Raw genomic sequence first — 22,174 nt, forward strand, 5'->3', positions numbered from 1 at the left:
GCTATGAAAAGAAGAGCAACTGCGTGTACTGCACCGTGTTGCCGGTCAGGGGGAAGGCAAGGCATCCAGCAGCTTGCGGATGGGCGCCGGTAGCCCCAGCGCCGCCCACGCGGAAGGACTGAACCAGCCGCTGCCTGCAGCAGTGGGCTCTGGTTCCCGCGCCAGGACGCTGCCGCCGGCCCAGGCGCCATCGCCGCCCGTCGCCAGCACCGGATGCAGGTGCAGGTCGCGGTGGGTCAGCACATGGAGCGAAACAGGCAAGTCGCGCAGCGTGTAGCCGCTGCCCGGCGCGGCGGCAGGCGCTGCCAGGCCTGCGCCGTGCGGCCCCATCGAATCCATCGCCGCTGGCGGCTGCCCCACCACCAGGGCCTGCTCCAGCGCATCGCGATCCTCGAACACCGGCGGGCAATACAGCCCGGCCCAGATGCCCGTCTGCGGACGCCGCTGCAGCCACAGGCGGCCCTCGGCATCGCGCTGCAGCAGCAGCCACCACGCCTGCGCGCTGCGGGTGAGCTTGCGCGTGCGAACGGGGTAGTCCTCGGGGTTGCCTTCACGGCGTGCCACGCAGCGCGCATGCAGCGGACAGACGATGCAGGCCGGTTTGCGGGGCGAGCACAGGCTGGCGCCCAGATCCATCAGTCCCTGGGTGTAGCGCGGCATGGTCTCGGCCAGGTCGTGCGTGGGCAACAGCGCTTCCGCCTTGTCCCACAGCAGCCGTTCGTTCCTGGCCACCGCCAGGTCGGCGTCGAAGCCCAGTACGCGGGTCAGCACGCGGCGCACATTGGCGTCGAGGATGGCTGCCCGCACGCCGAAGCAGAACGAGGCGATGGCGCCAGCGGTCGAGCGACCGATACCGGGCAGCGATGCCAGCTCGTCGACCGTGCGGGGGAACTGGCCGCCGAAGCGCTCCACCACCTGGCGCGCGCAGGCGTGCAGGTTGCGCGCGCGGCTGTAGTAACCCAGCCCGCTCCAGAGTGCCAGGACATCGTCCTGCGGCGCCTCGGCCAGCGCGCGCACATCGGGAAACCGATCCAGGAAGCGCGCGTAGTAGTCCAGCACGGTCGCCACCTGCGTCTGCTGCAGCATCACTTCCGACAGCCACACCCGGTAAGGGTCACGCGTGTTCTGCCAGGGCAGATGGTTGCGCCCATGCTCCTTCTGCCACCGCACCACCAGCGCGGCGATATCGTCCTCTGGCAGCGTCATGCGGAGAGGGCCTGGGGCGCGGTGTCGCTGGCGTCGTCGTCCGCCATGGGCAGCGCCACCAGCTGACGCGTCAGGTCGCGCAAGCGCCCCTCCAGCTCGGCCAGCGCGCGTTCGGCGTGTTCGATCTCTGCGATGCGCTCGACCAGGCCGCTGGCGGCTTGCTGGATCCGGTCCACCGCTTCGATGCGGCGCGCGAAACTGCGCTTGCGCTCGCGCAGTTGCGCATCGAGTTGCGCCGTGGCCGACTTGCTCCACAACTCCAGGTCGTTGGCGGCGGACTCGAACACGGTGCGCAGCCGCATCCCGAGGGCGCGCACCAGCCGCTGGGCGAACTCGGGCTGCGCCAGGCGCAACGCATTGCCCATGCCGAGGTACTGCAGATGGCGTTCCTCGATCTGCGTGATGCTCTGCACGGAAGCCGCCAGCTGTACCGGCGCGGGCGGCTGCAGGGAGAAGCCGAACTCGGCATTCAGCTGGCGGAAGGTTCCACCGAGCATTTCGTGGATCTCGGTGCCGGCCCGCTGGGCGTTGTCCATCAGCGCGCGCAGGCGGCCGAAAGTCTCTGCATAGGTCTTGCGCACGCCGAGCTTGAGGCCACGGGCCTGGAGCGCCTCAGCCAGCGGCGTCAATTCAGAGCGCAGCGAACGGGAGCCCAGCTGCTGGAACACCTCGCGCAGCAGCCGCAGGTGCACCGCGCGCACCGCCTGGATGCGCGCCGCGCTGGACTCAAAGTCGTGCTGCTCCTGCTCGATGCGGCTGCGCATGGAGTCGATCACCGACGCGTTCTTGCCGCGCAGGCTGCGCAGTTCCAGCATCTGGTCGTCCAGATCGCGCTGCCGGATGTTAATGGTCCGGGTGGCCTCGGCCTGCAGCTGGACCACGCCGGCCGCCACCGCGGACCGCAAAATGGCCTGCCGCCGGCCCATGATGCCCTCGGCCAGCGCGGCTTCCAGCTGCGGCAGGCCGCTCGCGGCCAGCAACCCGCCGTCGCCCTGGATCTTGGCAATCAGCCCCTTCTGGGCCGATACCGGCAACACCTGCGTCAGCGGCACGCCCAGCATGTCGGCCGATCCGCGGCACTGCCTTTGCAGCTGTGTGCTCAGTTGGTCGGAAGTGCTCAGCGTGTCCCAGAGCGTGTCGATCTTGTTGAGCACCACCAGTCGCGCGTCGCTCGACTGGCCGGGCGCCGCGAGATGCTCGCGCCAGATGGCGAGGTCGGACCGGGTCACGCCCGTGTCGGCGCCCAGAATGAACACCACGGCATGGGCCTGGGGAATCAGGTTGATGGTCAGTTCCGGCTCGGCACCCACGGCATTCAGCCCCGGGGTGTCGAGAATCACCAGACCCTGTTTCAGCAGTGGATGCGGAATGTTGATCAGCGCGTGGCGCCAGCGAGGCACCTCGACCCTGCCTTCTGCGTCGGGCAGGGGGTTGTCGGCCGGCTCGTCGTCGCTCCAGAAGCCCAGGGCCCTCGCCTCCTCCACCGGAACGCGCCGCACCTCCGACACTTTCTCGAACGAGCGGGCCAGCTGCTCGGCGTCCTTCACGTCGAGCGCCACTTCCTCCCACTGGTCCGGCCGCAGCCGCCAGTCGGCCAGACCCTGGGGCTGCAGGCGCGTGTCGATGGGCAGCAGCCGCAGGCTGGGCGCGCCGGCCGGGTCGTAGCCCAGCTCGGTCGGGCACATGGTCGTGCGGCCGGCGCTGGCCGGCATGATGCGCCGGCCGTAGCCCGCGAAGAAGACGGCGTTGATCAGTTCGGACTTGCCGCGCGAGAACTCGGCGACGAAGGCCACCATCACCTTGTCGGTACGCACCTGCTCTTCCAGCCGCTGCAGGCGCTCCTGCACCGCGGCGTCCATCAAGTCGTGCGAACCCATCCAGTCGGCCAGGTGCTTGAGCTGCAAGGCGAAAGCCCGCCTCCATGCGCCATGCTGGTCGAACTGTTCGTTGAAAGAGGGTCCCACTGTGCTCCCGGGATAGCGTGCGTCAACCAGCCCGTGCGGGCGATGTGTGGATCAAAATATAGCATCGCGGCCGTGAGCCAACCGCGGGAGGGCGGGCCGCCGTGTGGCCATTCGCCGCAGCCGCCTTCAGCTGCGCTGGCACCGCATGCAGTAGAAGGTGCTGCGCTGGCCCTGTCGCAACAGGCGGATCGGGCTGCCGCACACGCGGCAGGGCTGCTGGTCGCGGCCATACACATTGGCCTCGACCTGGAAGTGACCGGCGTTGCCGTCCGCGCTGGAGAAGTCCCGCAACGTGCTGCCGCCCCGCTCCACCGCGCGGGCCAGCACCTGCTGGATGGCGGCATGCAGCCGCCGCGCCCGGATCGGCCCGATGCTGCTGGCGCGCGCGGTGGGCCGGATGCCGGCCAGGAACAGCACTTCGGACGCATAGATGTTGCCGACGCCGACGACGATCTTGCCGCTGAGCAGCAGCAGCTTGATGGGCGCGCGGCTGGCCTGCAGGCCGGCGAAGAAGGCGTCGAACGAGAACAGTCCGTCGAGCGGCTCCGGCCCCAGGTTCTTCAACAGCTTGTGGGCGGCCGGATCGTCCTCGCTCGCGGCCCAGACGACCGCGCCGAACCGGCGCGGGTCGTGCAGGCGCAACACGCCCCGGTCGGTCACCATGTCGAAATGGTCGTGCACGCCCGGCGGCGGCAGGTCATGGGCGAAGCGCAGGCTGCCGGACATGCCCAGGTGCACCAGCAGCAGGCTGCCGTCGTCCAGGTCCACCAGCAGGTACTTGCCCCGGCGTCTGACCCCCTGCACGCGCCGGCCGGCCAGGCCGGCCGGGTTTCGGCCCAGCGGCCAGCGCAGCGGCTTTCCCAGGGTCGCGGAACGGATTTCGGCGCCGGCGATGCGGTCGGCAAAACTGCGCCGCGTGACCTCCACCTCGGGCAACTCAGGCATATCGGCACTCGTCAATCGGTATAAGGGGCATGGATTATTATGAGTTGATGGTGCAAACACTTCGCTCAAGGGCCATTACGCTGGCCTGCATACTGGCTGCAGGCGCCAGCACGGTCCAGGCGCAACCTGTTCCTGCCGAACCCTTGCCTCCCACGGCGGCCGAAACCGAGGCGGCCATCTCATCGGAAGAGGCGACGGCCGCGCTCAACGCGGAGCTGTTCTACGAACTGCTGCTGAGCGAGATCACCGCCAGCAACGGCGACCCCGGCACGGCTTACGCCCTGATGCTGGAGGCCGCCCGACGCAGCCGGGATGGCCAGCTCTACCGCCGCGCGACCGACATCGCATTGCAGTCGCGATCGGCGGAATATGCCCTGGTCGCGGCCAAGGCCTGGAAGGAAGCCCTGCCGCAATCGCGCGACGCCAACCGCTACCTGCTGCAGATCTTGATAGCGCTCAACCGCATCGGCGAAACCCCCGACCTGTTGCAGCAGGAGCTGAGCAATTCCTCCGCCCGCACCCGCGTCGGCACCGTGCAGGCCCTGCCCCAGCTCTATGGCCGCGCCAGCGACAAGGCGCAGGCCGCCGCCGTGGTCGAGAAGGCGCTGGCGCTGGAATTGACCAACCCCGCCGTCGCACCCACGGCCTGGGTGACGATCGGCCGCATGCGGCTGGCCGCGGGCGACAAGCCGGGTGCGCTGGATGCCGCCCGGCGAGTTGGCACGCTGGAACCGACGAACGACGGCGCCGCCTTGCTGGCCTTGCAGTTGATGGAAGAAGGCGTGAAGGACGCCGAGGCGTTGCTGGCGCCCTATCTGGCCGGCAAACCGCTGGCCGAAATCCGCATGACCTATGCCCGCGCCCTGCTGGAGGCGCAGCGCTTTGCCGATGCGCGCACGCAGATCGAAGCCGTCACGCGCGAGAAACCCGACATGCCCGAGGCCTGGCTGGTCCAGGCCTCGCTGGACCTGCAGGCCGACCAGCTGCCGCAGGCCGAAGCGTCGCTGCAGAAATTTCTGGCGCTGCTGGAGCCGCTACCCCCCAGCGAGCCGCGCAGCAATGCCCGCACGCAGGCCTACCTGATGCTGTCGCAGATTGCTGAAAAGCGTGGCGACGTCGACCAGGCGGAAGCCTGGCTGACCCGCATCGACAGTCCCTCGGGGCTGCTCACGGCGCAAAGCCGCCGGGCCGGTCTGCTGGCGCGCCAGGGCAAGGTGACCGAAGCGCGGGCCATCCTGCGTGCCCTGCCCACCAAGACTGCCGAGGAAGAACGCCAGAAGCTGATCGCCGAAGTGCAGTTGCTGCGCGAGGTGAAAGACTTCCAGGCCGCCTACGACCTGCAGGCGCAAGCAGCCGCCAAGCACCCGGACGACATCGACCTGGCCTACGACCAAGCCATGCTGGCCGAGCGCCTGGGCAAGCTCGACGTGATGGAGCGCCAGCTGCGCCAGATCATCGCCCGCCAGCCGGACTACCACCACGCCTACAACGCGCTGGGCTATTCCTTCGCTGAACGCGGCATTCGCCTGCCCGAAGCCAAGACGCTGATCGCCAAGGCGCTGGAACTGTCGCCGGGCGACCCCTTCATCACCGACAGCCTGGGCTGGGTGGAATTCAAGCTGGGCCGCCGCGAGGAAGCCGCGCGCCTGCTGGAGCAGGCTTTCAAGAAGCAGCCCGACGCCGAGATCGCCGCGCACTGGGGCGAGGTGCTCTGGAGCCTGGGCCAGCGCGACCAGGCCCTGAGCGTCTGGCGTGACGCGCTCAAGATCAATGCCGACAACGACACCTTGAAAGAAACCCTCAAGCGCCTGGGGGCCAAGCCGTGACGCCTGCGAACGCTCGCCGTCCGCGCGCCTGGCTGGCCTGCGCATCGCTGTGCCTGCTGGCGGCTTGCGCGCAGCCTCCCGCGCCCAAGGCCAGCACCGACCCGGCCATGGGCGCGTGGAGCGGCCGCCTGTCGCTGCAGGTGGACGACGCCGCCGCGCAGTCGTTCAGTGCGGGCTTCGAGCTGAACGGCCGCCCCGAGCAGGGGCAGCTCACCGTGCTGAACCCGCTCGGCAACGTCATGGCCACCATCGACTGGTCGCCCGGCAAGGCGGTGCTGGTGGAGGGCGGCCAGCGGCGCGAGTCGGATTCGCTGGACGCCCTGGTCCAGGAAACGACGGGCAGCGCCCTGCCCGTCGCTGCGCTGTTCGGCTGGCTGCGTGGCGAAGCGGTGCAGGCCACCGGCTGGCAGGCGGACCTGAGCCGCATCGACGAGGGCCGGCTGGTGGCCCAGCGCCTGGCGCCTCCGCCCCAGGCCACGCTGCGCGTCGTGTTGAGCCGCTGACGATGCGCGCGCTCTACGACGTACCGGCCCCGGCCAAGCTCAACCTCTTTCTGCACATCACCGGGCAGCGCAGCGACGGCTATCACCTGCTGCAGTCGGTGTTCATGCTGATCGACTGGTGCGACACCCTGCATTTCGACCTGCGCAGCGATGGCCGGATCACGCGGGAAGACCTTGCCACGCCGCTGCCGCCGGACGACCTCACGCTGCGCGCGGCGCATGCGCTGCAGGCCGCGGCCGGCGGCTCGCTGGGCGCGCACATCGGCGTGCACAAGCGCGTGCCTGCGCAAGCGGGCATGGGTGGCGGCTCGTCCGATGCGGCGACGGCGCTCCTGGCCTTGAACCGGCTGTGGGGGCTGAACCTGCCCCGGACGCAGCTGGAAACCATCGGTTTGCAGCTCGGCGCTGACGTGCCGTTTTTTTTACGCGGCAGGAACGCTTGGGTGGAAGGAATTGGTGACATAATTCGGCCTCTTGAGTTGGAGCAAGAACTGCCGCGAAGTAGATTCGCAGTGGTGAAGCCGGAAGCCGGGCTGGATACGAAATCAATTTTTTCGCATCAAGCACTTAAACGCGATTCGGCATGTGCTACAATCTCAGGCTTTGCTGCAGCACACTACCAGTTTGGTAAAAACGACTTGCAGCCAGTTGCTCAGGCACTTTGCCCCGAGATCGAGCAAGCCCTCCAGTGGCTTGAATCGAAGGGTTTGAAGTCCAGAATGACCGGCTCTGGAAGTGCAGTGTTCGCACCAATGCCGCATGCGGTTGATTTGCAGGACGCGCCCAGCGCCTGGCAGGTCCGGTCATGTGAGAATCTCGCGGTTCATCCTCTGGAAGGATGGGCAGCAGATTGAAAGTTTCGGTTGATTGCCCTCGGCAATCGACCTGTGTAGGGGAGTCGCCAAGTTGGTTAAGGCACCGGATTTTGATTCCGGCATGCGAAGGTTCGAATCCTTCTTCCCCTGCCAAATTCTTTTTGCATTCAGGCTTTTTTCTTCAGACTGCTGGGTCGCTCATGCAAGCCAATCACCCCGATTTCATGGTTTTCACGGGCAATGCCAACCCGGGCATGGCAGCTGAAATCGCCCAGCACCTGGGCACCACGCTGGGTTCTGCCGACGTGGGCCGATTCTCCGACGGCGAAGTCACCGTCGAAATCAAGCAAAACGTCCGCGCCCGCGACGTCTTCGTCGTGCAGTCCACCTGCGCGCCGACCAACGAAAACCTGATGGAACTGCTGATCATGGTCGATGCGCTCAAGCGCGCCTCGGCCGAACGCATCAGCGCCGTGATCCCCTACTTCGGCTATGCCCGCCAGGACCGCCGTCCGCGTTCCAGCCGTGTGCCGATCACCGCCAAGGTGGTGGCCAACATGCTGCAGGCGGTGGGCGTGGCCCGCGTGCTGACCATGGACCTGCATGCCGACCAGATCCAGGGCTTCTTCGACATCCCGGTGGACAACATCTACGCCTCGCCGGTGCTGCTGGGCGACCTGCGGCAAAAGCAGTACGACGACCTGATCGTCGTGTCGCCCGACGTCGGCGGCGTGGTGCGCGCACGGGCGCTTGCCAAGCAGCTGAACTGCGACCTGGCCATCATCGACAAGCGCCGTCCCAAGGCCAACGTGTCCGAAGTGATGCACGTGATCGGTGAGATCGAAGGCCGCAACTGCGTGATCATGGACGACATGATCGACACCGCCGGCACGCTGGTGAAAGCGGCCGAAGTGCTGAAGGAACGTGGCGCAAAGAAGGTGTATGCCTATTGCACGCACCCCATCTTCTCGGGCCCGGCCATCGAGCGCATCGCCAAGGGCACGGCGCTCGACGAAGTCGTCGTGACCAACACCATTCCCCTGAGCGATTCCGCCGGGGCGTGCACCAAGATTCGCCAACTCTCCGTGGCCCCGCTGATCGCCGAGACGATCCAGCGCATCGCCAAGGGTGAGTCGGTCATGAGTTTGTTCTCGGACCAGGAAAACCTTTTCTGATCCAGCCGCCTTCGGGCGGTGACCGTCACAGGCCTCCTTCGGGAGGCCTGCGCGTTCGGGAACACAAAGCAGGCTCGCCACCGTGTCGGTGCGGGTCTTTTTCAACAGGGCACAGGCTGGTCGCGGCCTGCCCTATCAGGAGCCAACTATGAACTTCGTCGCTTTTGAGCGCGCCAAGCAAGGTACGGGTGCGAGCCGCCGTCTGCGCAACACGGGCAAGACGCCCGGCATCGTCTACGGCGGTGCAGCTGAACCCCAACTGATCGAGATCGATCACAACGCCCTGTGGCACGCCCTCAAGAAGGAAGCGTTCCACTCCAGCGTGCTGGACATGGAAATCGCCGGCGCCACCAGCAAGGTCCTGCTGCGCGACGTGCAATACCACCCCTACAAGCAGCTCGTGCTGCACATCGACTTCCAGCGCGTGGATGCCAAGACCCGCCTGCACGTGAAGGTGCCTCTGCACTTCAGCGGCGCTGAAGAGTCCGACGCCGTCAAGGTCGACAAGTGCCTGGTCAACCCCGTCGTGAACGAACTCGACGTGACCTGCATGCCTTCCGAGCTGCCCGAGTTCATCTCCGTGGACCTGAGCAAGCTGAAGAAGGGCGAGTCCCTCAAGCTCAAGGACATCAAGCTGCCCCGCGGCCTGCGTCCCGTGATCCGCGGCGGCCAGAACAACCCCGTTCTGGTGTCCGTGACCAACCCCGTCGTGGAAGAAGAAGCACCAGCAGCCGACGCGGCCGCTCCTGCTGCCGAACCCGCCAAGGGCAAGGGCAAGAAGAAGTAATCCAGCGTTTTCGCTGACCGAATGCAGGATGCGCGCTCGCCGCTCCTGCGCTCGGGCAGGTCGCCCCAGGGCGATGCTGCCCTCCACGGCCCACCTCTGCGTGGGCCGTTGCTTTTGGTGCCGCACGGATAATCGCGCAGATCATGATCAAACTGTTTGTGGGCCTGGGCAATCCCGGCCCGGAATACGAAGCCACCCGTCACAACGCGGGTTTCTGGTGGATCGACGCGCTGGCGCGTGAGCTGAAGGCCACGCTGGTGCCCGAGCGCAGCTACTGGGGCCTGGCCGCCCGCGTCAACGTGCAGGGCCAGAGCGTCTGGCTGCTGGAGCCGCAGACCTTCATGAACCTGTCGGGCAAATCGGTGGCCGCGCTGGCGCGGTTCTTCAAGATCCAGCCCGAAGAGATCCTGGTGGCGCACGACGAGCTGGACATCGCAACCGGCCAGGTCAAGCTCAAGCGTGGCGGCAGCCATGCCGGACACAATGGCCTGCGCGACATCCATGCGCAGCTGGGGTCGTCCGACTACTGGCGCCTGCGCATCGGCGTCGGGCACCCGGGCGTGAAGGCCGAGGTGGTGAACTGGGTGCTCAAGAAGCCCTCGCCGGATCAGCGCGTGTTGATCGAGGACAGCATCGTGCATTCGCTCAAGGCGCACACCGCCATGCTGGCCGGCGACATGGAAAAAGCCACCTTGCTGGTGCACACCACCAAGCCCCCGCGTCCGAAGCCGCCCCGCCCTGCGGCCATGCCCCCGGCGGAGCCCCGCCCCACGGGCGACTGAGCATCTGCTATTGATTCGATAGCGAGAGGCGCTTAATGCGCGGGCGCCCGCGCCTGAAAACGCCGCGATTCAGGCCGTCTTGGCCGCCTGCAGGCGGTGGAACTTCTGCCACAGGGTTTCGCGGCTCTCCGTGTTCCGGGGATCGACGGGAATGCAGGCGACGGGGCAGATCTGCACGCACTGCGGCTCGTCGAAATGGCCCACGCATTCGGTGCACTTGGAGGGCTCGATCTCGTAGATCTCTTCACCCATGGTGATGGCGCCGTTCGGGCACTCGGGCTCGCAGACGTCGCAGTTGATGCACTCGTCGGTGATCGTCAATGCCATGGCGCGCCTCCCAGGAGGCATCGCGCCGAGGCGGCGGAAAACAGAGGACGGCGTGCAGACGGCATGGCGCGATTATCCCAGCCGCAGCAAGCCCCTGGCCCCGACGTGACCAACGCGACCGCCGCCGCTGCCTGCGGACGGGTGCCCGTTGCTGCCGGCCAGCGCAGCCTGCGCCACCGACGCTTCTCCCCGCAAGCCGGTCGCCCACCGCAGCGCGTGGCCGGCCGGGCGCGCTTTTGCCGCTATCCTGCGCCACCATGCCACACCCGATCCGCCCATGGGCCTGTTCGTTCTCAGGCGTTTGCTGACGCTCGCCGCCACGCTGGCGGGGGCCTCCCTGGTCGTGTTCCTGGTGCTGGAGATCCTGCCCGGCAACGCGGCCCAGGTGCTGCTCGGGCCCGATGCGGCGCCCGAGGCCGTGGCCGAGCTGGCCAGCCAGCTGGGCCTGGACCAGCCGGCGCTGCAGCGCTACGCGCAGTGGATCACCGGCCTGTTCTCGGGCGACATGGGCACCAGCGCCGCCTACGGCACGCCGGTGGCCGAGCTGGTCTGGGAACGCCTGGCGCTGACCGTGCCGCTCGCCGTCATGGCGATGCTGCTCACCACCGTGCTGGCGCTGGCGGCCGGGCTCTACGCCGCGTCGCACCACCGGCGCTGGGGCGACGTGGGCGTGATGGGGCTGGCGCAACTGGGCATCGCCATCCCCAACTTCTGGTTCGCCATCCTGCTGATCCTGCTGTTTTCGGTGAAGCTGCAGTGGTTCTCCGCGGGCGGCTTTCCGGGCTGGACGGAGGCGGCGGGCGGCGGCGTGCTGCCCGCGCTGCAGGCCCTGCTGCTGCCGGCCATCGCGCTGGCGGTGGTGCAGGCAGCCATCCTGGCGCGCATCACGCGCTCGGCCGTGCTCGACGTGCTGCGGGAAGACTTCGTGCGCACCGCGCGCGCCAAGGGCCTGTCGCGCCGTGCCGCCCTCTGGGGCCACGTGCTGCGCAACGCGATGATCCCGGTCGTCACCGTGATGGGGCTGCAGTTCGCCAACCTGCTGGCGGGCACCATCGTGGTCGAAAACGTCTTCTACCTGCCGGGCCTGGGCCGGCTCATCTTCCAGTCCATTGCCAACCGCGACCTGATCGTGGTGCGCAACTGCGTGATGCTGCTGGCCGCGCTGGTGGTCATCGTCAACGCCGTGGTCGACCTGCTGTATGCGGTGATCGACCCGCGCGTGAAGGCGGGCGCGGCGTGACGGCGCGGGTGCCAGGCCACGCGGCAGCCCGCCTGCTGCGCCACCCGAGCTTCGCGCTGGGCGCGGCGCTCACCACGCTGCTCGTCGCCGCCGCGCTGCTGTCGCTGGTGTGGACGCCCGCGCCCCCGCTCGCCATGGACCTGGCCGCCAAGCTCCAGCCCCCGGGCGCAGCCCACTGGCTCGGCACCGACGCCTTCGGGCGCGACGTGGCCTCGCTGCTGCTGGTGGGGGCGCGCTCGTCGCTGCTGGTGGGCGCAGTGGCGGTGGGCATCGGGGCAGGAATCGGCATCGCGCTCGGCCTGCTGGCCGCCGCGCGGCGCGGCTGGGTCGAAGAGCTGGTGATGCGGCTGGCCGACTTCACCTTCGCCTTCCCGGCGCTGCTGCTCGCGATCATGCTGGCGGCAGTGTTCGGCGCGGGCATGGTGAATGCCATCGTGGCCATCGGCGTGTTCTACATACCCACCTTCGCGCGGGTCGCCCGGGCGTCGGCCGTGGCCGTCTGGTCGCGCGACTTCGTGCTGGCGGCGCGGGCCTGCGGCAAGGGCCGCTGGCGCATCACCTGGGAACATGTGCTGCCGAACATCCTGCCCGTGCTGATCGTGCAGGCGACCACGCATTTCGCGCTGGCCATCCTGGCCGAGGCGGCGCTCTCGTACCTGGGCCTGGGCACCCAGCCGCCGCAGCCTTCGTGGGGCCGCATGCTCAGCGAGGCGCAGACGCTGATGTTCCAGGCACCGCTGCTGGCCGTGTGGCCGGGCCTCGCCATCGCCCTGGCGGTGCTGGGGCTGAACCTGCTGGGCGACGGCCTGCGCGACGGGCTCGACCCCCGGCTGGCGAGGCAGCGTTGAGCACCATGCCGCCCCCGTCAGCCCCACCGCTGCTGGAGGTCGATGACCTCCACGTCCGCCTGCCTGTGGCCGGCGGCATGGCGACCGCCGTGCGGCAGGCGTCCTTCACCCTGCGGCGTGGCGAGACGCTGGGCATCGTCGGCGAATCGGGCAGCGGCAAGTCGCTCACGGCGCTGGCGCTGATGGGCCTGCTGCCGGAAGGAGCCGCCGTCACCGGCAGCCTGCGCCTGGACGGCGACGAACTGCTGGGCCGGCCCGACGCGGACTGGTGCCGGCTGCGCGGCAACCGCATCGGCATGGTGTTCCAGGAGCCCATGACCGCCCTCAACCCCGTGCACCCCATCGGTCGCCAGGTCGCAGAGCCGCTGCGCCTGCATCGGGCGCTGAGTGCCCGCGCGGCGCGCAGCGAGGCCATCGACCTGCTGGAGCGCGTGGGCATTCCCCAGGCGGCGCGGCGCCTCGAGGCCTATCCGCACGAATTTTCGGGTGGGCAGCGCCAGCGCATCACCATCGCCATGGCGCTGGCCTGCGGGCCGGACCTGCTGATCGCCGACGAGCCCACCACGGCGCTGGATGTAACGCTGCAGCAGCAGATCCTCGACCTCATCGGCGGGCTGGTGGACGAGCGCGGCATGGCCCTGCTGCTGATCTCGCACGACCTGGGCGTGATCTCCCAGAACGTGGACCGGGTGCTGGTGATGTATGGCGGCAGCATCGTCGAGAGCGGCAGCACCGAGGCAGTGTTCGACCACCGTGCCCATCCCTACACCCAGGGCCTGTTCGCCGCCCGGCCGCAGTGGCTGGGGCCCCGGGGTCCGGGAACGCGCCTGCCGACCATACCGGGCACAGTGCCGGCCCTGGCCGACCTGCCGCCCGGCTGCCCTTTCGCGGGCCGCTGCGCTTTCACCATCGACGACTGCCATGCCGGCCTGCCGCCCGCGCTGCGGGTGCATGCAGCGCGGGCGCAGGCCCGCGGCGCGATCGACCTGCGGCACGGCGGCCCAGTGCCCGGCCATGACACCGACCCGGACCACCTCGCGCGCTGCATCCGGCTCGGCGCGGTGGCAGCGGCGCGAAAGGCAGCTGCATGACATCGCACGACGCGGGCGCTATCACTTCGATAGCTAGAGACCCAGTCGCAGCGGGCGCGAGAGGCTCTTTTCGCACGGAAGCTGCTGCCACGCCGCTGCTGCGCGTGACCGACCTGGCCCGCCACTACGCGCTGCCCCGCGAACGCCTTTTCGGCCCGCGCCCGCATGTGACCGCGCTGGCGGGCGTCAGCTTCTCCCTCCCGGCCGGCGGCAGCCTGGGCGTGGTCGGCGAATCGGGCTCGGGCAAGTCCACGCTCGCGCGTCTGGTGATGGCCCTGGATGCGCCGAGCAGCGGCACGGTGGAATGGCAGGGGCGCGACCTGCACCGCATGCCCGCCGCCGAGCTGCGAGCCGCGCGCGCCGGCTTCCAGATGGTGTTCCAGGACCCCTACGGCTCGCTCGACCCGCGCCAGACGGTCGCCCGCATCGTCGCCGAGCCGCTGGACGCCCTGCCCCTGCCCGGCCACGACCGCCCGCTGCCGCGCGCCGAGCAGCACGAGCGGGTGCTGCAGGCGCTGGCCGAAGTGGGCCTGCGCACCAGCGATGCGGCCCGGTACCCGCACGAATTTTCTGGCGGCCAGCGCCAGCGCATCGCCATCGCCCGGGCGCTGGTCACCCGGCCGCGCCTGATCGTGGCCGACGAGCCGGTCAGCGCGCTCGACGTGTCGGTGCAGGCGCAGGTGCTGAACCTGCTGCAGGACCTGCGCGAGCAGCACGGCATTGCCCTGCTGCTCATCAGCCACGACCTGGCCGTGGTGCACCAGGTGTGCGACGAGGCCATGGTGCTGCACCAGGGGCGCATCGTGGAACGCGGGGAGCCCGCCACGCTGTTCTCGCGGCCGCGCCACCCGTACACCCAGGCGCTGGTGTCGGCGGTGCCACGTCTGGCGCCGGGGGCCGCACGGGCCCGTCGCCGGGGCAAGCCCAGCGCTTAGCACCCGAAGGCCTGGGCGCGCGAGCAATCCGTCCGGGCTGAGCTTGTCGAAGCCGGGGCACGGGCCACGATGCGCGCCGGCAGGCTGCGGGCAAACGCAGGCGCGGACTGGCATCATGCGGTGGATGCGGGCGCCCCGCCGTCGCCCATGAAGACCTTGGCGACCCTGGCGACTGCCATTGCCACCGTACAACGAACCACAGGAGACCCGCCCCCATGCCCGACCGCCGTTCCGTCCTTGCCACCGGCGCCCTCGCTTCCGCCGCGCTGTGTGCGCCCTTTGGCGCCGCATTGGCGCAGACCCGCAAGGACGCGGTGACGCTGGCCATGACGCTGGAGCCGCCAGGGCTGGACCCGACGGCCGGCGCGGCGTCATCCATCGGCGAGGTCGTGCTCTACAACGTGCTGGAGCCACTCACCAAGATCAATGCCGACGGCAGCGTCTCGCCCCTGCTGGCCGAAAGCTGGGAGGTGTCGCCCGACCTGAAGACCACCACCTTCCGGCTGCGCCGGGGCGTCACGTTCCAGAACGGCGAGCCGTTCAACGCCGCCGCCGTGAAGTTCTCGTTCGACCGGGCCGGCAGCGACAAGAGCACCAACAAGGACAAACGCACCTTCGCCACCTTGACCACGCAGGTGGTGGACGAGCACACGGTGGTCGTCATCAACAAGGACATCGAGCCGGACCTGCTGTTCCTGCTGGGCCAGGCCACCGCCGTCATCGTGGAGCCCAAGAGTGCGGCCGGCAACGCCACCCGCCCGGTGGGCACGGGGCCCTACCAGCTCGGCCAGTGGAGTCGGGGCGCCTCCATCACGCTCACCGCCTGGCCGGGCTACCGGTCGGCCGGCAACGTGAAGATCCGCCGCGCCACCTTCCGCTTCATCCCCGACCCGGCAGCCCAGGTGGCGGCGCTGCTGGCGGGCGACGTGGACGTGTTCCCGCGCGTCACACCGCGCAGCCTGACGCAGTTCAAGTCCAACGCCCGCTTCCAGGTGGTGGTGAGCGGCTCGCGCGCCAAGACCATCCTGGCCATGAACCACGCCCGAAAGCCGCTGCAGGATGTGCGCGTGCGCCGCGCCATCGCCGCGGCGATCGACCGCAAGGCCGTGATCGAAGGCGCGGGCGACGGGCTGGGAGTGCCGATCGGCAGCCATTACGTTCCCGGCGCGTTCGGCTACATCGATACCACCGGCATCAACCCCCATGACCCCGACAAGGCCCGCAAGCTGCTGGCCGAGGCCGGCGTGAAGACGCCCCTCACCCTCACCATGACGCTGCCGCCCACGCCCTACGCCCGCCAGGGCGGCGAGGTGATCGCCGCGCAGCTGGCGCAGGTGGGCATCACGGCACGGCTGCAGAACGTGGAATGGGCGCAGTGGCTGAGCGGCACCTACGGCAGCAAGAACTACGACCTGACGCTGATCTCGCATGTCGAGCCGTTCGACCTGGGCAACTTCGCCAAGCCCGACTACTACTGGGGCTACCAGTCGCAGAAATTCAACGCGCTCTACGAGCAGATCAAGAACGCCACCCGCCCGGCCGACCGCGCCCGCCTGCTGGGCGACGCGCAGCGCCTGCTGGCCGAAGACAGCGTGCATGCCTTTCTCTACCAGCCGCAGTGGGTGACGGTGGCGCAGAAGAACCTGCGCGGGCTGTGGAAGGACATGCCGGTCTTCGTCAACGACCTGGCGGCCCTGTCCTGGGCCTGACGACGGGAGGCCGCACCATGACCGACCCCGCCCTGCCCCTGCACGACTGGCCCGCCCACGCGCTGCTGGCCGCCTACCGCCAGCGCGCGCTCTCGCCCGTCGAGGTCACCCAGGCCGTGCTGGCCCGCATCGACCGCTGGGAGCCGCACCTGCACGCCACCTACCTGCTGCGGCCCGAGGCCGCGCTGGAGCAGGCCCGCGCCAGCGAGGCGCGCTGGCTGCGCGGCACGCCGCAGGGCCTGCTGGACGGCGTGCCGGTGACCATCAAGGAGAACATCGCCACCCGGGGCGATCCCACGCCGCTCGGCACCGCCGCCACCGTGCTGGCGCCGGCCCCGGAAGACGCCCCACCCGCCGCCCGACTGCGCGAAGCCGGCGCGGTGCTCATCGCCAAGACCACCATGCCCGACTACGGCATGCTGTCCTCGGGCCTGTCGTCGTTCCACGCGCTGGCGCGCAACCCGTGGGACCTGTCGCGTGGGCCGGGCGGCTCCAGCGCTGGGGCGGCGGCCGCGGCCGCGGCCGGCTACGGGCCGCTGCATGTGGGCACCGACATCGGCGGCTCGCTGCGGCTGCCGGCGGGCTGGTGCGGCATCTTCAGCCTCAAGCCCAGCCTGGGCCGCGTCCCGATCGACCCGCCGACCACCGGCCGCGCCGCCGGCCCCATGACACGGTCGGTGCGCGACGCCGCGCTGATGATGCAGGTGCTGTCGCAGCCCGATGCGCGCGACAGCATGGCGCTGCCGCCCGCCGCCATCGCCTGGGACACCTTCGAGGCCGGCCCGGAGCGCGTGCGCGGCCTGCGCCTGGGCCTGCTGCTCGACGCAGGCTGCGGCCTGGCCGTGGAGCCCGAAGTGCGCGCGGCCATCGAACAGGCCGCCCGGCTGTTCGAGCAGGCCGGCGCCACCATCGTGCCGATGCGCCCCTTCCTCACCCCGGCCATGCTGGCGGGCATGGACCATTTCTGGCGCATGCGCTCGTTGGCCGATCTGCGCACCCTGCCACCCGAACGCCGTGCGCAGGTGCTGCCTTACATCCAGGCCTGGGCCGACAGCGCGGCCGGCATGACGGGGGCCGAAGTCTTCGATGCCAGCCAGCAGTTCCACGCCACCAGGGTGGCCACCGTGCGCGCCTATAGCGCGGTGGACTACGTGCTGTCCCCCGTCGCGCCCATGCCGGCCTTCGCGGCCGAGGCGGCCTCGCCCACGGGCGACCCGCTCCGGCCCCTGGAGCACATCGCCTTCACCGTGCCCTACAACATGTCGGAGCAGCCTGCGGCGTCGGTGCCCTGCGCCCACACGCAGGCTGGCCTGCCCATCGGGCTGCAGATCGCCGGGCCGCGCTTCGACGACCTGGGCGTGCTGCGGCTGGCGCGGGCCTTCGAGCAGTTGCGGCCGGCGCTGCCGCCCTGGCCGGCGCCGCCTGCCCCCTGAGAGCGACCTGCGCCAGGCTGGGGGCCCGGCCGCGCGCACAATGCGGGGTTCGCCGGGCCGGCGGGCGTCACTGCGCCGCCTGCCGCCTGCCGCGTCCGCCAGTTCGTGCCCGTCCCGTCTCCCTCCCTCCCTCCCTCCGTTCCGCTGCGACCCCCGACCCCATGGACCTTCTTCTCCTCGCGCTGCTGCTGTCCACCGGCGGCTATGCCGTCACCTCCCAGCAGCAGCGCAAGCGCATCGCCTTGCTGGGCGCCCACCTTGGCCACTACCAGATCGAAAAGCTGCTGGAAACGCTGACCCAGGGCTACCTGCGCGCCCTGGGCGAGCAGGATGCCGAACGCCGCAGCCAGATCTGGGCGCTGCTGGAGAGCACCGAATCGCAGCTGAGCGACCAGTTCAGCCGCTTCGCCGCCGAATTCGCCCGCGTCGACGCGCCGCTGGCGCGGGTCAGCCGCCTGCCGGTGGGCCTGCCGTTCGCCCTGCAGCTCTTTCCCGCCGCATCGTTCGACATGCGCCAGGCGCTGGCCGTGCACGCCCAGGGCATCGCCCGCGTGGCCCGCAACGAAGCCGGCCGCACCCCGCGCGACAAAGCCTTCATGATGACCGCCGAGCTGTTCCTGATGCAGCACACCTGCCACTGGTTCTGCAAGTCGCGCACCGTGGCCTCCGCCCGCATGGCGGCCCGCCACCAGACGCCGCATGCCCAGCTCGTGGCGTCGGTGTCGCCCGAGACGCGGGCCGCCTACACCGCGTTGGTGGGCGACTGATCGCCAAGCCACCAACTTTCGGCCAAACGGGCTTCCCGCGACCTACCCATAAGGCGATACAGCTATAAATACCATAGCAATACCGACGTCATCGACCGCACCGGAACGGAGCGCCGCACTGGCGCGGATGCCACTGCGGGGCTCCGGGGGCATCCCGCAGCGCGCCCAAGGTGCTGCGCCTAGAATGCGGCCATTGCGCCCCGCCAGGCCGTTCCTGGCACCCGCGCCCGATCTTCCAACGCATTCATCCGTGTCCCTGCGCCCGTCCGACGCTTTCTCGCCCACCGCATCCGCCCCGGGCACGGCCGACCCGTTGACGGCCCTGCGCCGGGCCACGCAGACGCGCCATGCCCGGCTGGACGCCCACCTGCCCCTGGCCCAGCCCGACGCCAGCCTGCGCGACTACGCTCTGCACGCCCAGGCCCTGAGCGGCTGGCTGGCGGCCCTGGCGCCCGAGCTGCAGGCGCTCCAGTCCCAGGCCCCCGGCTTCACTTTTGACGACCCGGCGCGTCTGGCGGCCCTGCAGGCCGACCTGCGCGACACCGGCCTGCCCCTGGCGCCGCCCGCGCCCAGCGCCGCCACCCAGCAGGCGCTGCGGCAGGCCCGGCCGGCCGCCCCGGACCGGCACGCGGCCTTCCGCTGGGGTCTGGCCTATGTCGTGGAAGGCTCGCAGCTGGGCGGCCAGGTGCTGCATCGCCGGCTGGCACCCCGTCTCGCCCCCCACCCGCTGCGCTACCTGCAAGGCAGCGGCGGCAGCGGTGCGGGCGTTCGCTGGCGTGAATTCGTCGAACGGCTGCGTGGCGAGTTCGCCGCCGTTCCGCCCGAAGCCATGGAGGCCGCCTGCGCCGGTGCCTGCGCCGCATTCGACGGCCTGGAAAGCGACCTGCGGGCCGCCGGAGCGCCCCTGTGACGCCCGTGACGCCGCCCGGCCGTCCGCCGCACTACCAGGGGCTGCTGCCCCCCGCCACGCTCGACAACTGCGACCGTGAGCCGATCCACATCCCGGGCGCCATCCAGAACCACGGCGCGTTGCTGGCCCTGGACGCCGAAGGCCTGGTGCGCTACGCCAGTGCCAACACGGGCGACATGCTGGGCCACGCCATCGAGCCAGGCACCCGCTGGACGCCCGAACTGCTGGGCGATGACGACCGCCTCAACGCATTGATCACCGAGGGCCTGGCGGCCGTGCGCGGCCGCGGCGACATGCCCATGCCGGCCGAATGCCACCTCGCGGGCCGCACTTTCGACGTCGTGCTGCACACGGTGCAGTCGCTGCTGGTGGTGGAATTCGAAAGCCGCCGCCAATCGGCCGACGAACTGACGGGCTTTGCCCTCCAGGCGCACCGCACCATGGAAAAGCTGCGCCGCCCGCGCGCCATCGACGACCTGCTGCAGCTGGCGACCGACGAGCTTCGCGCCCTGACCGGCTTCGATCGCGTGATGGCCTACCGCTTCCGGCACGACGCCAGCGGCGACGTGGTGGCCGAAGCCTGCGCCGACACGCTCGACCCCTATCTGGGCCGCCGCTACCCGGCAGGTGACATTCCCGCCCAGGCACGGCGCCTGTACGTGGCCAACACGCTGCGCATGATCGCCGACATCGCCTCGCCCCCGGTGCCGCTGCTGCAGCTCAACGCCGAGCCGCTCGACCTGAGCGCCGGCGTGCTGCGCAGCGTCTCGCCGATCCACATCGAATACCTGACCAATATGGGCGTGGGCGCGTCGATGAGCGTGTCCATCGTCATCAACGACCAGCTCTGGGGGCTGCTCGCCTGCCACCACATGGCGCCGCGCCAAGTGCCCTACAGCGTGCGCATGGCCTGCGACGTGATCGCCCAGATGCTGGCCGCGAACATCCAGACCGCGCTCACCCGCGCGCAGGCCGAGCGGCTGCAGGAAGTGGCCGCGCTGCGCACGCACGTGATGGAAAACGTGCTGCATTCCGACGACGAATTCGCCACGCTCTGTGAATTCGCCGCGCCGCTGGCTCGGGCGCTGAACGCCGACGGCGCCATCGTGGCGGAGCGCAGCAAGTTCTGCCAGGAAGGCCCGATCCCGCTGGCCGTGGCGCGCATCCTGGTGCAGTGGCTGCAGACCACCCAGCCCGACCAGGGCCAGGCCATCTACCAGACGCACGCCCTGCCGCTCGAATCGCCCGCCATCGCCGCGGCGGTGGCGCCCTGGTGCGGCGTGCTGGGGCTGCCGCTGGACCGCAGCACCGGCAGCTGGCTGATCTTCCTGCGCAAGGAGCAGGTGGAGACCATCCACTGGGGCGGCAAGCCCGACAAGGAAACCCGCTTCGGCCCGCTGGGGCCCCGGCTCACCCCGCGCGGCTCCTTCGATCTGTGGAAGGAAACCGTGCGCTCCACCGCAGTGCCCTGGAGCACCGAGGACCTGAAGATCGCGCAGCAGATGCTCGACGAACTGGTGCGCTCGCAAAACGGCCGCAACGCCGAGCTCAACCGCGCCCGCAACCAGCTGATGGCCGTGCTGGGGCACGACCTGCGCGACCCGCTGCATTCCATCAGCATGGCCGCGCGCGTGCTGGAAAAGACCGAGGACGCCGGCAGCCGCACCGGCCGCATCGGCCAGCGCATCCAGTCGTCCAGCAGCCGCATGCAGCGGCTGGTCAGCCAGGTGATGGACATGTCGCGCCTGCAGAACAAGCTGGGCCTGGACGTGCACCCCGAGCCGCTCGACCTGGTGCCGCTGGTGGCCGACCTGCTGGACGAGTCCCGCACCGCGCATCCGCACCTGGCGCTGACCTTCGACGGGCCCGCGTCCCTGATGGCCTTCGCCGACCCGGACCGCATCGCCCAGGTGATCGTCAACCTGGTCAGCAACGCGCGGCACCATGGGCAGGTGGACGAAGCCATCGAGGTGCGAGCGTTCAGCCATGAGCGAGGCCCCACCCTGCAGGTGAGCAACGTGGCGCCGGAGATCCCGCAGGAGGTGGCCGAGGCGCTCTTCAAGCCCTTCAAGCCCACCTCCCTCAACAACCCCCGCAACCGGGGCGGCATGGGGCTGGGGCTCTACATCGCGCACCAGATCGTGATGGAGCATGGCGGGGACCTGCGCTACCACTACGCTGCGCCCCGCGTGGTCTTCACCCTGCAGCTGCGCGACGTGCTCTGACCCGGCTGCCACCACGCGATGGCAGCCGTGGCAGCCGGGGCCCAGCGCCGGCATCCAGGCGGGCGCGGATGCAGGTAGCGGCGGTGTCCTACCGCAGCGGCACGGCCCAGTCCCGCGAAATTGGACACAATGGGACCGGCGGCAGAACCGACCCGGCGGTTGCCGGCCCGTCCCCTCCCACCGAGGTCTCTGCGTCGATTCCGCACCCCACGGTGATCCAATCTTCCAGCGCCACCGTACCCCCCAGACCCTTCGTTCGACACTGGCCCCTATGCAACCCGAGATTCTGATCATCGACGACAACCTGGATGCCACCGAGCTGCTGCGGGAGCTGCTGGAGATGCAGGATTTCCCCGTGCGAACGGCCCTGAGCGGCCAGGCCGCCCTGGAAGCCATGCGCGAGCGGCCTGCCCAGTTGCTGCTGGTGGACCAGAACCTGCCGGACGTGCAGGGCTCGGTGCTGACGCCCCAGTTGCGCGAAATCGCCACGCAGGCCGGCCTGCCCTGCATCGCCATCTCGATCACCGGGATGGCGTCGGGAACCGGCGCCGCCACCCCGATTTTTGACCACGTGCTGGGCAAGCCGCTCGACTTCGAAGCCTTCGACGCGCTGGTGGCCCGCTGCGTCAGCGAACTGCAGGCCCGATCGCCGCAGTAACGGACCGACCACCGTTTCGCTTCTCGCC

At 69.8% G+C, this 22,174-nt stretch carries 20 protein-coding genes and 1 tRNA gene; 17 read left to right on the forward strand and 4 right to left on the reverse strand.

Translation table 11 applies throughout. The annotated features are described in order from the left end of the window. Window positions 1-45 precede the first annotated feature (45 nt). The 3 genes from mutY to mutM all read right to left on the reverse strand — a co-directional run bounded on the left by mutY (window position 46) and on the right by mutM (window position 4,115). Window positions 46-1,206 (reverse strand): A/G-specific adenine glycosylase, encoded by a 1,161-nt coding sequence (mutY, locus tag ASF94_RS12580; protein ID WP_056666636.1) that lies wholly within the window; start codon window positions 1,204-1,206, stop codon window positions 46-48. After that, window positions 1,203-3,170, reverse strand: a complete 1,968-nt coding sequence (locus ASF94_RS12585) for a dynamin family protein (RefSeq protein WP_056666640.1) — start codon at window positions 3,168-3,170, stop codon at window positions 1,203-1,205. Before ASF94_RS12585 ends, mutY begins: the two co-directional genes overlap by 4 nt. A gap of 126 nt (window positions 3,171-3,296) precedes the next feature. After that, window positions 3,297-4,115 (reverse strand): bifunctional DNA-formamidopyrimidine glycosylase/DNA-(apurinic or apyrimidinic site) lyase, encoded by an 819-nt coding sequence (gene mutM, locus ASF94_RS12590; RefSeq protein ID WP_056666643.1) that lies wholly within the window; start codon window positions 4,113-4,115, stop codon window positions 3,297-3,299. A 29-nt stretch (window positions 4,116-4,144) separates the two neighbouring features. Here mutM and ASF94_RS12595 point away from each other — a divergent pair, with 29 nt between their 5' ends. The 7 genes from ASF94_RS12595 to pth all read left to right on the forward strand — a co-directional run bounded on the left by ASF94_RS12595 (window position 4,145) and on the right by pth (window position 10,003). Next, window positions 4,145-5,941 (forward strand): tetratricopeptide repeat protein, encoded by a 1,797-nt coding sequence (locus tag ASF94_RS12595; RefSeq protein WP_056666647.1) that lies wholly within the window; start codon window positions 4,145-4,147, stop codon window positions 5,939-5,941. After that, window positions 5,938-6,444 carry a lipoprotein insertase outer membrane protein LolB gene (locus ASF94_RS12600; RefSeq protein WP_056666650.1) on the forward strand — a complete coding sequence of 169 codons (507 nt, stop codon included), beginning with the start codon at window positions 5,938-5,940 and terminating at the stop codon, window positions 6,442-6,444. The genes ASF94_RS12595 and ASF94_RS12600 overlap by 4 nt, the downstream gene beginning before the upstream one ends. A 2-nt stretch (window positions 6,445-6,446) precedes the next feature. Continuing rightward, a complete protein-coding gene (gene ispE / locus ASF94_RS12605) occupies window positions 6,447-7,298 on the forward strand; it encodes a 4-(cytidine 5'-diphospho)-2-C-methyl-D-erythritol kinase (protein WP_056666652.1) in 852 nt (283 codons plus the stop codon). A 37-nt stretch (window positions 7,299-7,335) separates the two neighbouring features. Then, a tRNA-Gln gene (locus tag ASF94_RS12610) sits at window positions 7,336-7,412 on the forward strand. Window positions 7,413-7,459: 47 nt separating this feature from the next. Then, on the forward strand, window positions 7,460-8,434 hold the full coding sequence (locus ASF94_RS12615; protein ID WP_056666655.1) for a ribose-phosphate pyrophosphokinase: 975 nt from the start codon (window positions 7,460-7,462) through the stop codon (window positions 8,432-8,434). A gap of 148 nt (window positions 8,435-8,582) precedes the next feature. Further along, the gene (locus tag ASF94_RS12620) at window positions 8,583-9,221 is read left to right on the forward strand and encodes a 50S ribosomal protein L25/general stress protein Ctc (protein ID WP_056666658.1); all 639 of its coding nucleotides are present in this window, start codon (window positions 8,583-8,585) and stop codon (window positions 9,219-9,221) included. Between the two features lie 143 nt (window positions 9,222-9,364). After that, on the forward strand, window positions 9,365-10,003 hold the full coding sequence (gene pth / locus ASF94_RS12625) for an aminoacyl-tRNA hydrolase (protein ID WP_056666661.1): 639 nt from the start codon (window positions 9,365-9,367) through the stop codon (window positions 10,001-10,003). Between the two features lie 69 nt (window positions 10,004-10,072). On the opposite strand, the gene ASF94_RS12630 is transcribed toward pth, so the two are convergent. Next, on the reverse strand, window positions 10,073-10,330 hold the full coding sequence (locus ASF94_RS12630) for a YfhL family 4Fe-4S dicluster ferredoxin (protein ID WP_056666663.1): 258 nt from the start codon (window positions 10,328-10,330) through the stop codon (window positions 10,073-10,075). A gap of 277 nt (window positions 10,331-10,607) precedes the next feature. On the opposite strand from ASF94_RS12630, the gene ASF94_RS12635 reads away from it, so the two are divergent. From ASF94_RS12635 to ASF94_RS12680, 10 genes are all read left to right on the forward strand, one after another. Next, window positions 10,608-11,570 carry an ABC transporter permease gene (locus ASF94_RS12635; protein ID WP_056667254.1) on the forward strand — a complete coding sequence of 321 codons (963 nt, stop codon included), beginning with the start codon at window positions 10,608-10,610 and terminating at the stop codon, window positions 11,568-11,570. Beyond that, window positions 11,567-12,418: an ABC transporter permease gene (locus ASF94_RS12640; RefSeq protein WP_056666665.1), complete on the forward strand. Its 852-nt coding sequence runs from the start codon at window positions 11,567-11,569 to the stop codon at window positions 12,416-12,418. The genes ASF94_RS12635 and ASF94_RS12640 overlap by 4 nt, the downstream gene beginning before the upstream one ends. Window positions 12,419-12,423: 5 nt before the next feature. After that, window positions 12,424-13,509 carry an ABC transporter ATP-binding protein gene (locus tag ASF94_RS12645; RefSeq protein ID WP_056667255.1) on the forward strand — a complete coding sequence of 362 codons (1,086 nt, stop codon included), beginning with the start codon at window positions 12,424-12,426 and terminating at the stop codon, window positions 13,507-13,509. After that, window positions 13,506-14,444, forward strand: coding sequence for an ATP-binding cassette domain-containing protein (locus ASF94_RS12650; RefSeq protein WP_056666667.1), 939 nt, complete (start codon window positions 13,506-13,508; stop codon window positions 14,442-14,444). The genes ASF94_RS12645 and ASF94_RS12650 overlap by 4 nt, the downstream gene beginning before the upstream one ends. Window positions 14,445-14,659: 215 nt before the next feature. Then, window positions 14,660-16,153 (forward strand): ABC transporter substrate-binding protein, encoded by a 1,494-nt coding sequence (locus ASF94_RS12655; RefSeq protein WP_056666670.1) that lies wholly within the window; start codon window positions 14,660-14,662, stop codon window positions 16,151-16,153. Between the two features lie 17 nt (window positions 16,154-16,170). Further along, window positions 16,171-17,586 (forward strand): amidase, encoded by a 1,416-nt coding sequence (locus ASF94_RS12660; RefSeq protein WP_056666672.1) that lies wholly within the window; start codon window positions 16,171-16,173, stop codon window positions 17,584-17,586. A gap of 161 nt (window positions 17,587-17,747) precedes the next feature. Continuing rightward, the gene (locus ASF94_RS12665) at window positions 17,748-18,353 is read left to right on the forward strand and encodes a hypothetical protein (RefSeq protein WP_056666675.1); all 606 of its coding nucleotides are present in this window, start codon (window positions 17,748-17,750) and stop codon (window positions 18,351-18,353) included. A gap of 250 nt (window positions 18,354-18,603) precedes the next feature. Further along, window positions 18,604-19,263, forward strand: a complete 660-nt coding sequence (locus ASF94_RS12670) for a biliverdin-producing heme oxygenase (RefSeq protein ID WP_235505351.1) — start codon at window positions 18,604-18,606, stop codon at window positions 19,261-19,263. Beyond that, window positions 19,260-21,488, forward strand: a complete 2,229-nt coding sequence (locus ASF94_RS12675; protein WP_235505352.1) for a GAF domain-containing protein — start codon at window positions 19,260-19,262, stop codon at window positions 21,486-21,488. The genes ASF94_RS12670 and ASF94_RS12675 overlap by 4 nt, the downstream gene beginning before the upstream one ends. A gap of 271 nt (window positions 21,489-21,759) precedes the next feature. Next, complete coding sequence (locus ASF94_RS12680; RefSeq protein WP_056666677.1) at window positions 21,760-22,146, forward strand: two-component system response regulator; 387 nt, start codon at window positions 21,760-21,762, stop codon at window positions 22,144-22,146. Window positions 22,147-22,174: the final 28 nt, after the last annotated feature.

The organism is Acidovorax sp. Leaf160 (assembly GCF_001424265.1).
GTDB lineage: Bacteria > Pseudomonadota > Gammaproteobacteria > Burkholderiales > Burkholderiaceae_C > Paracidovorax.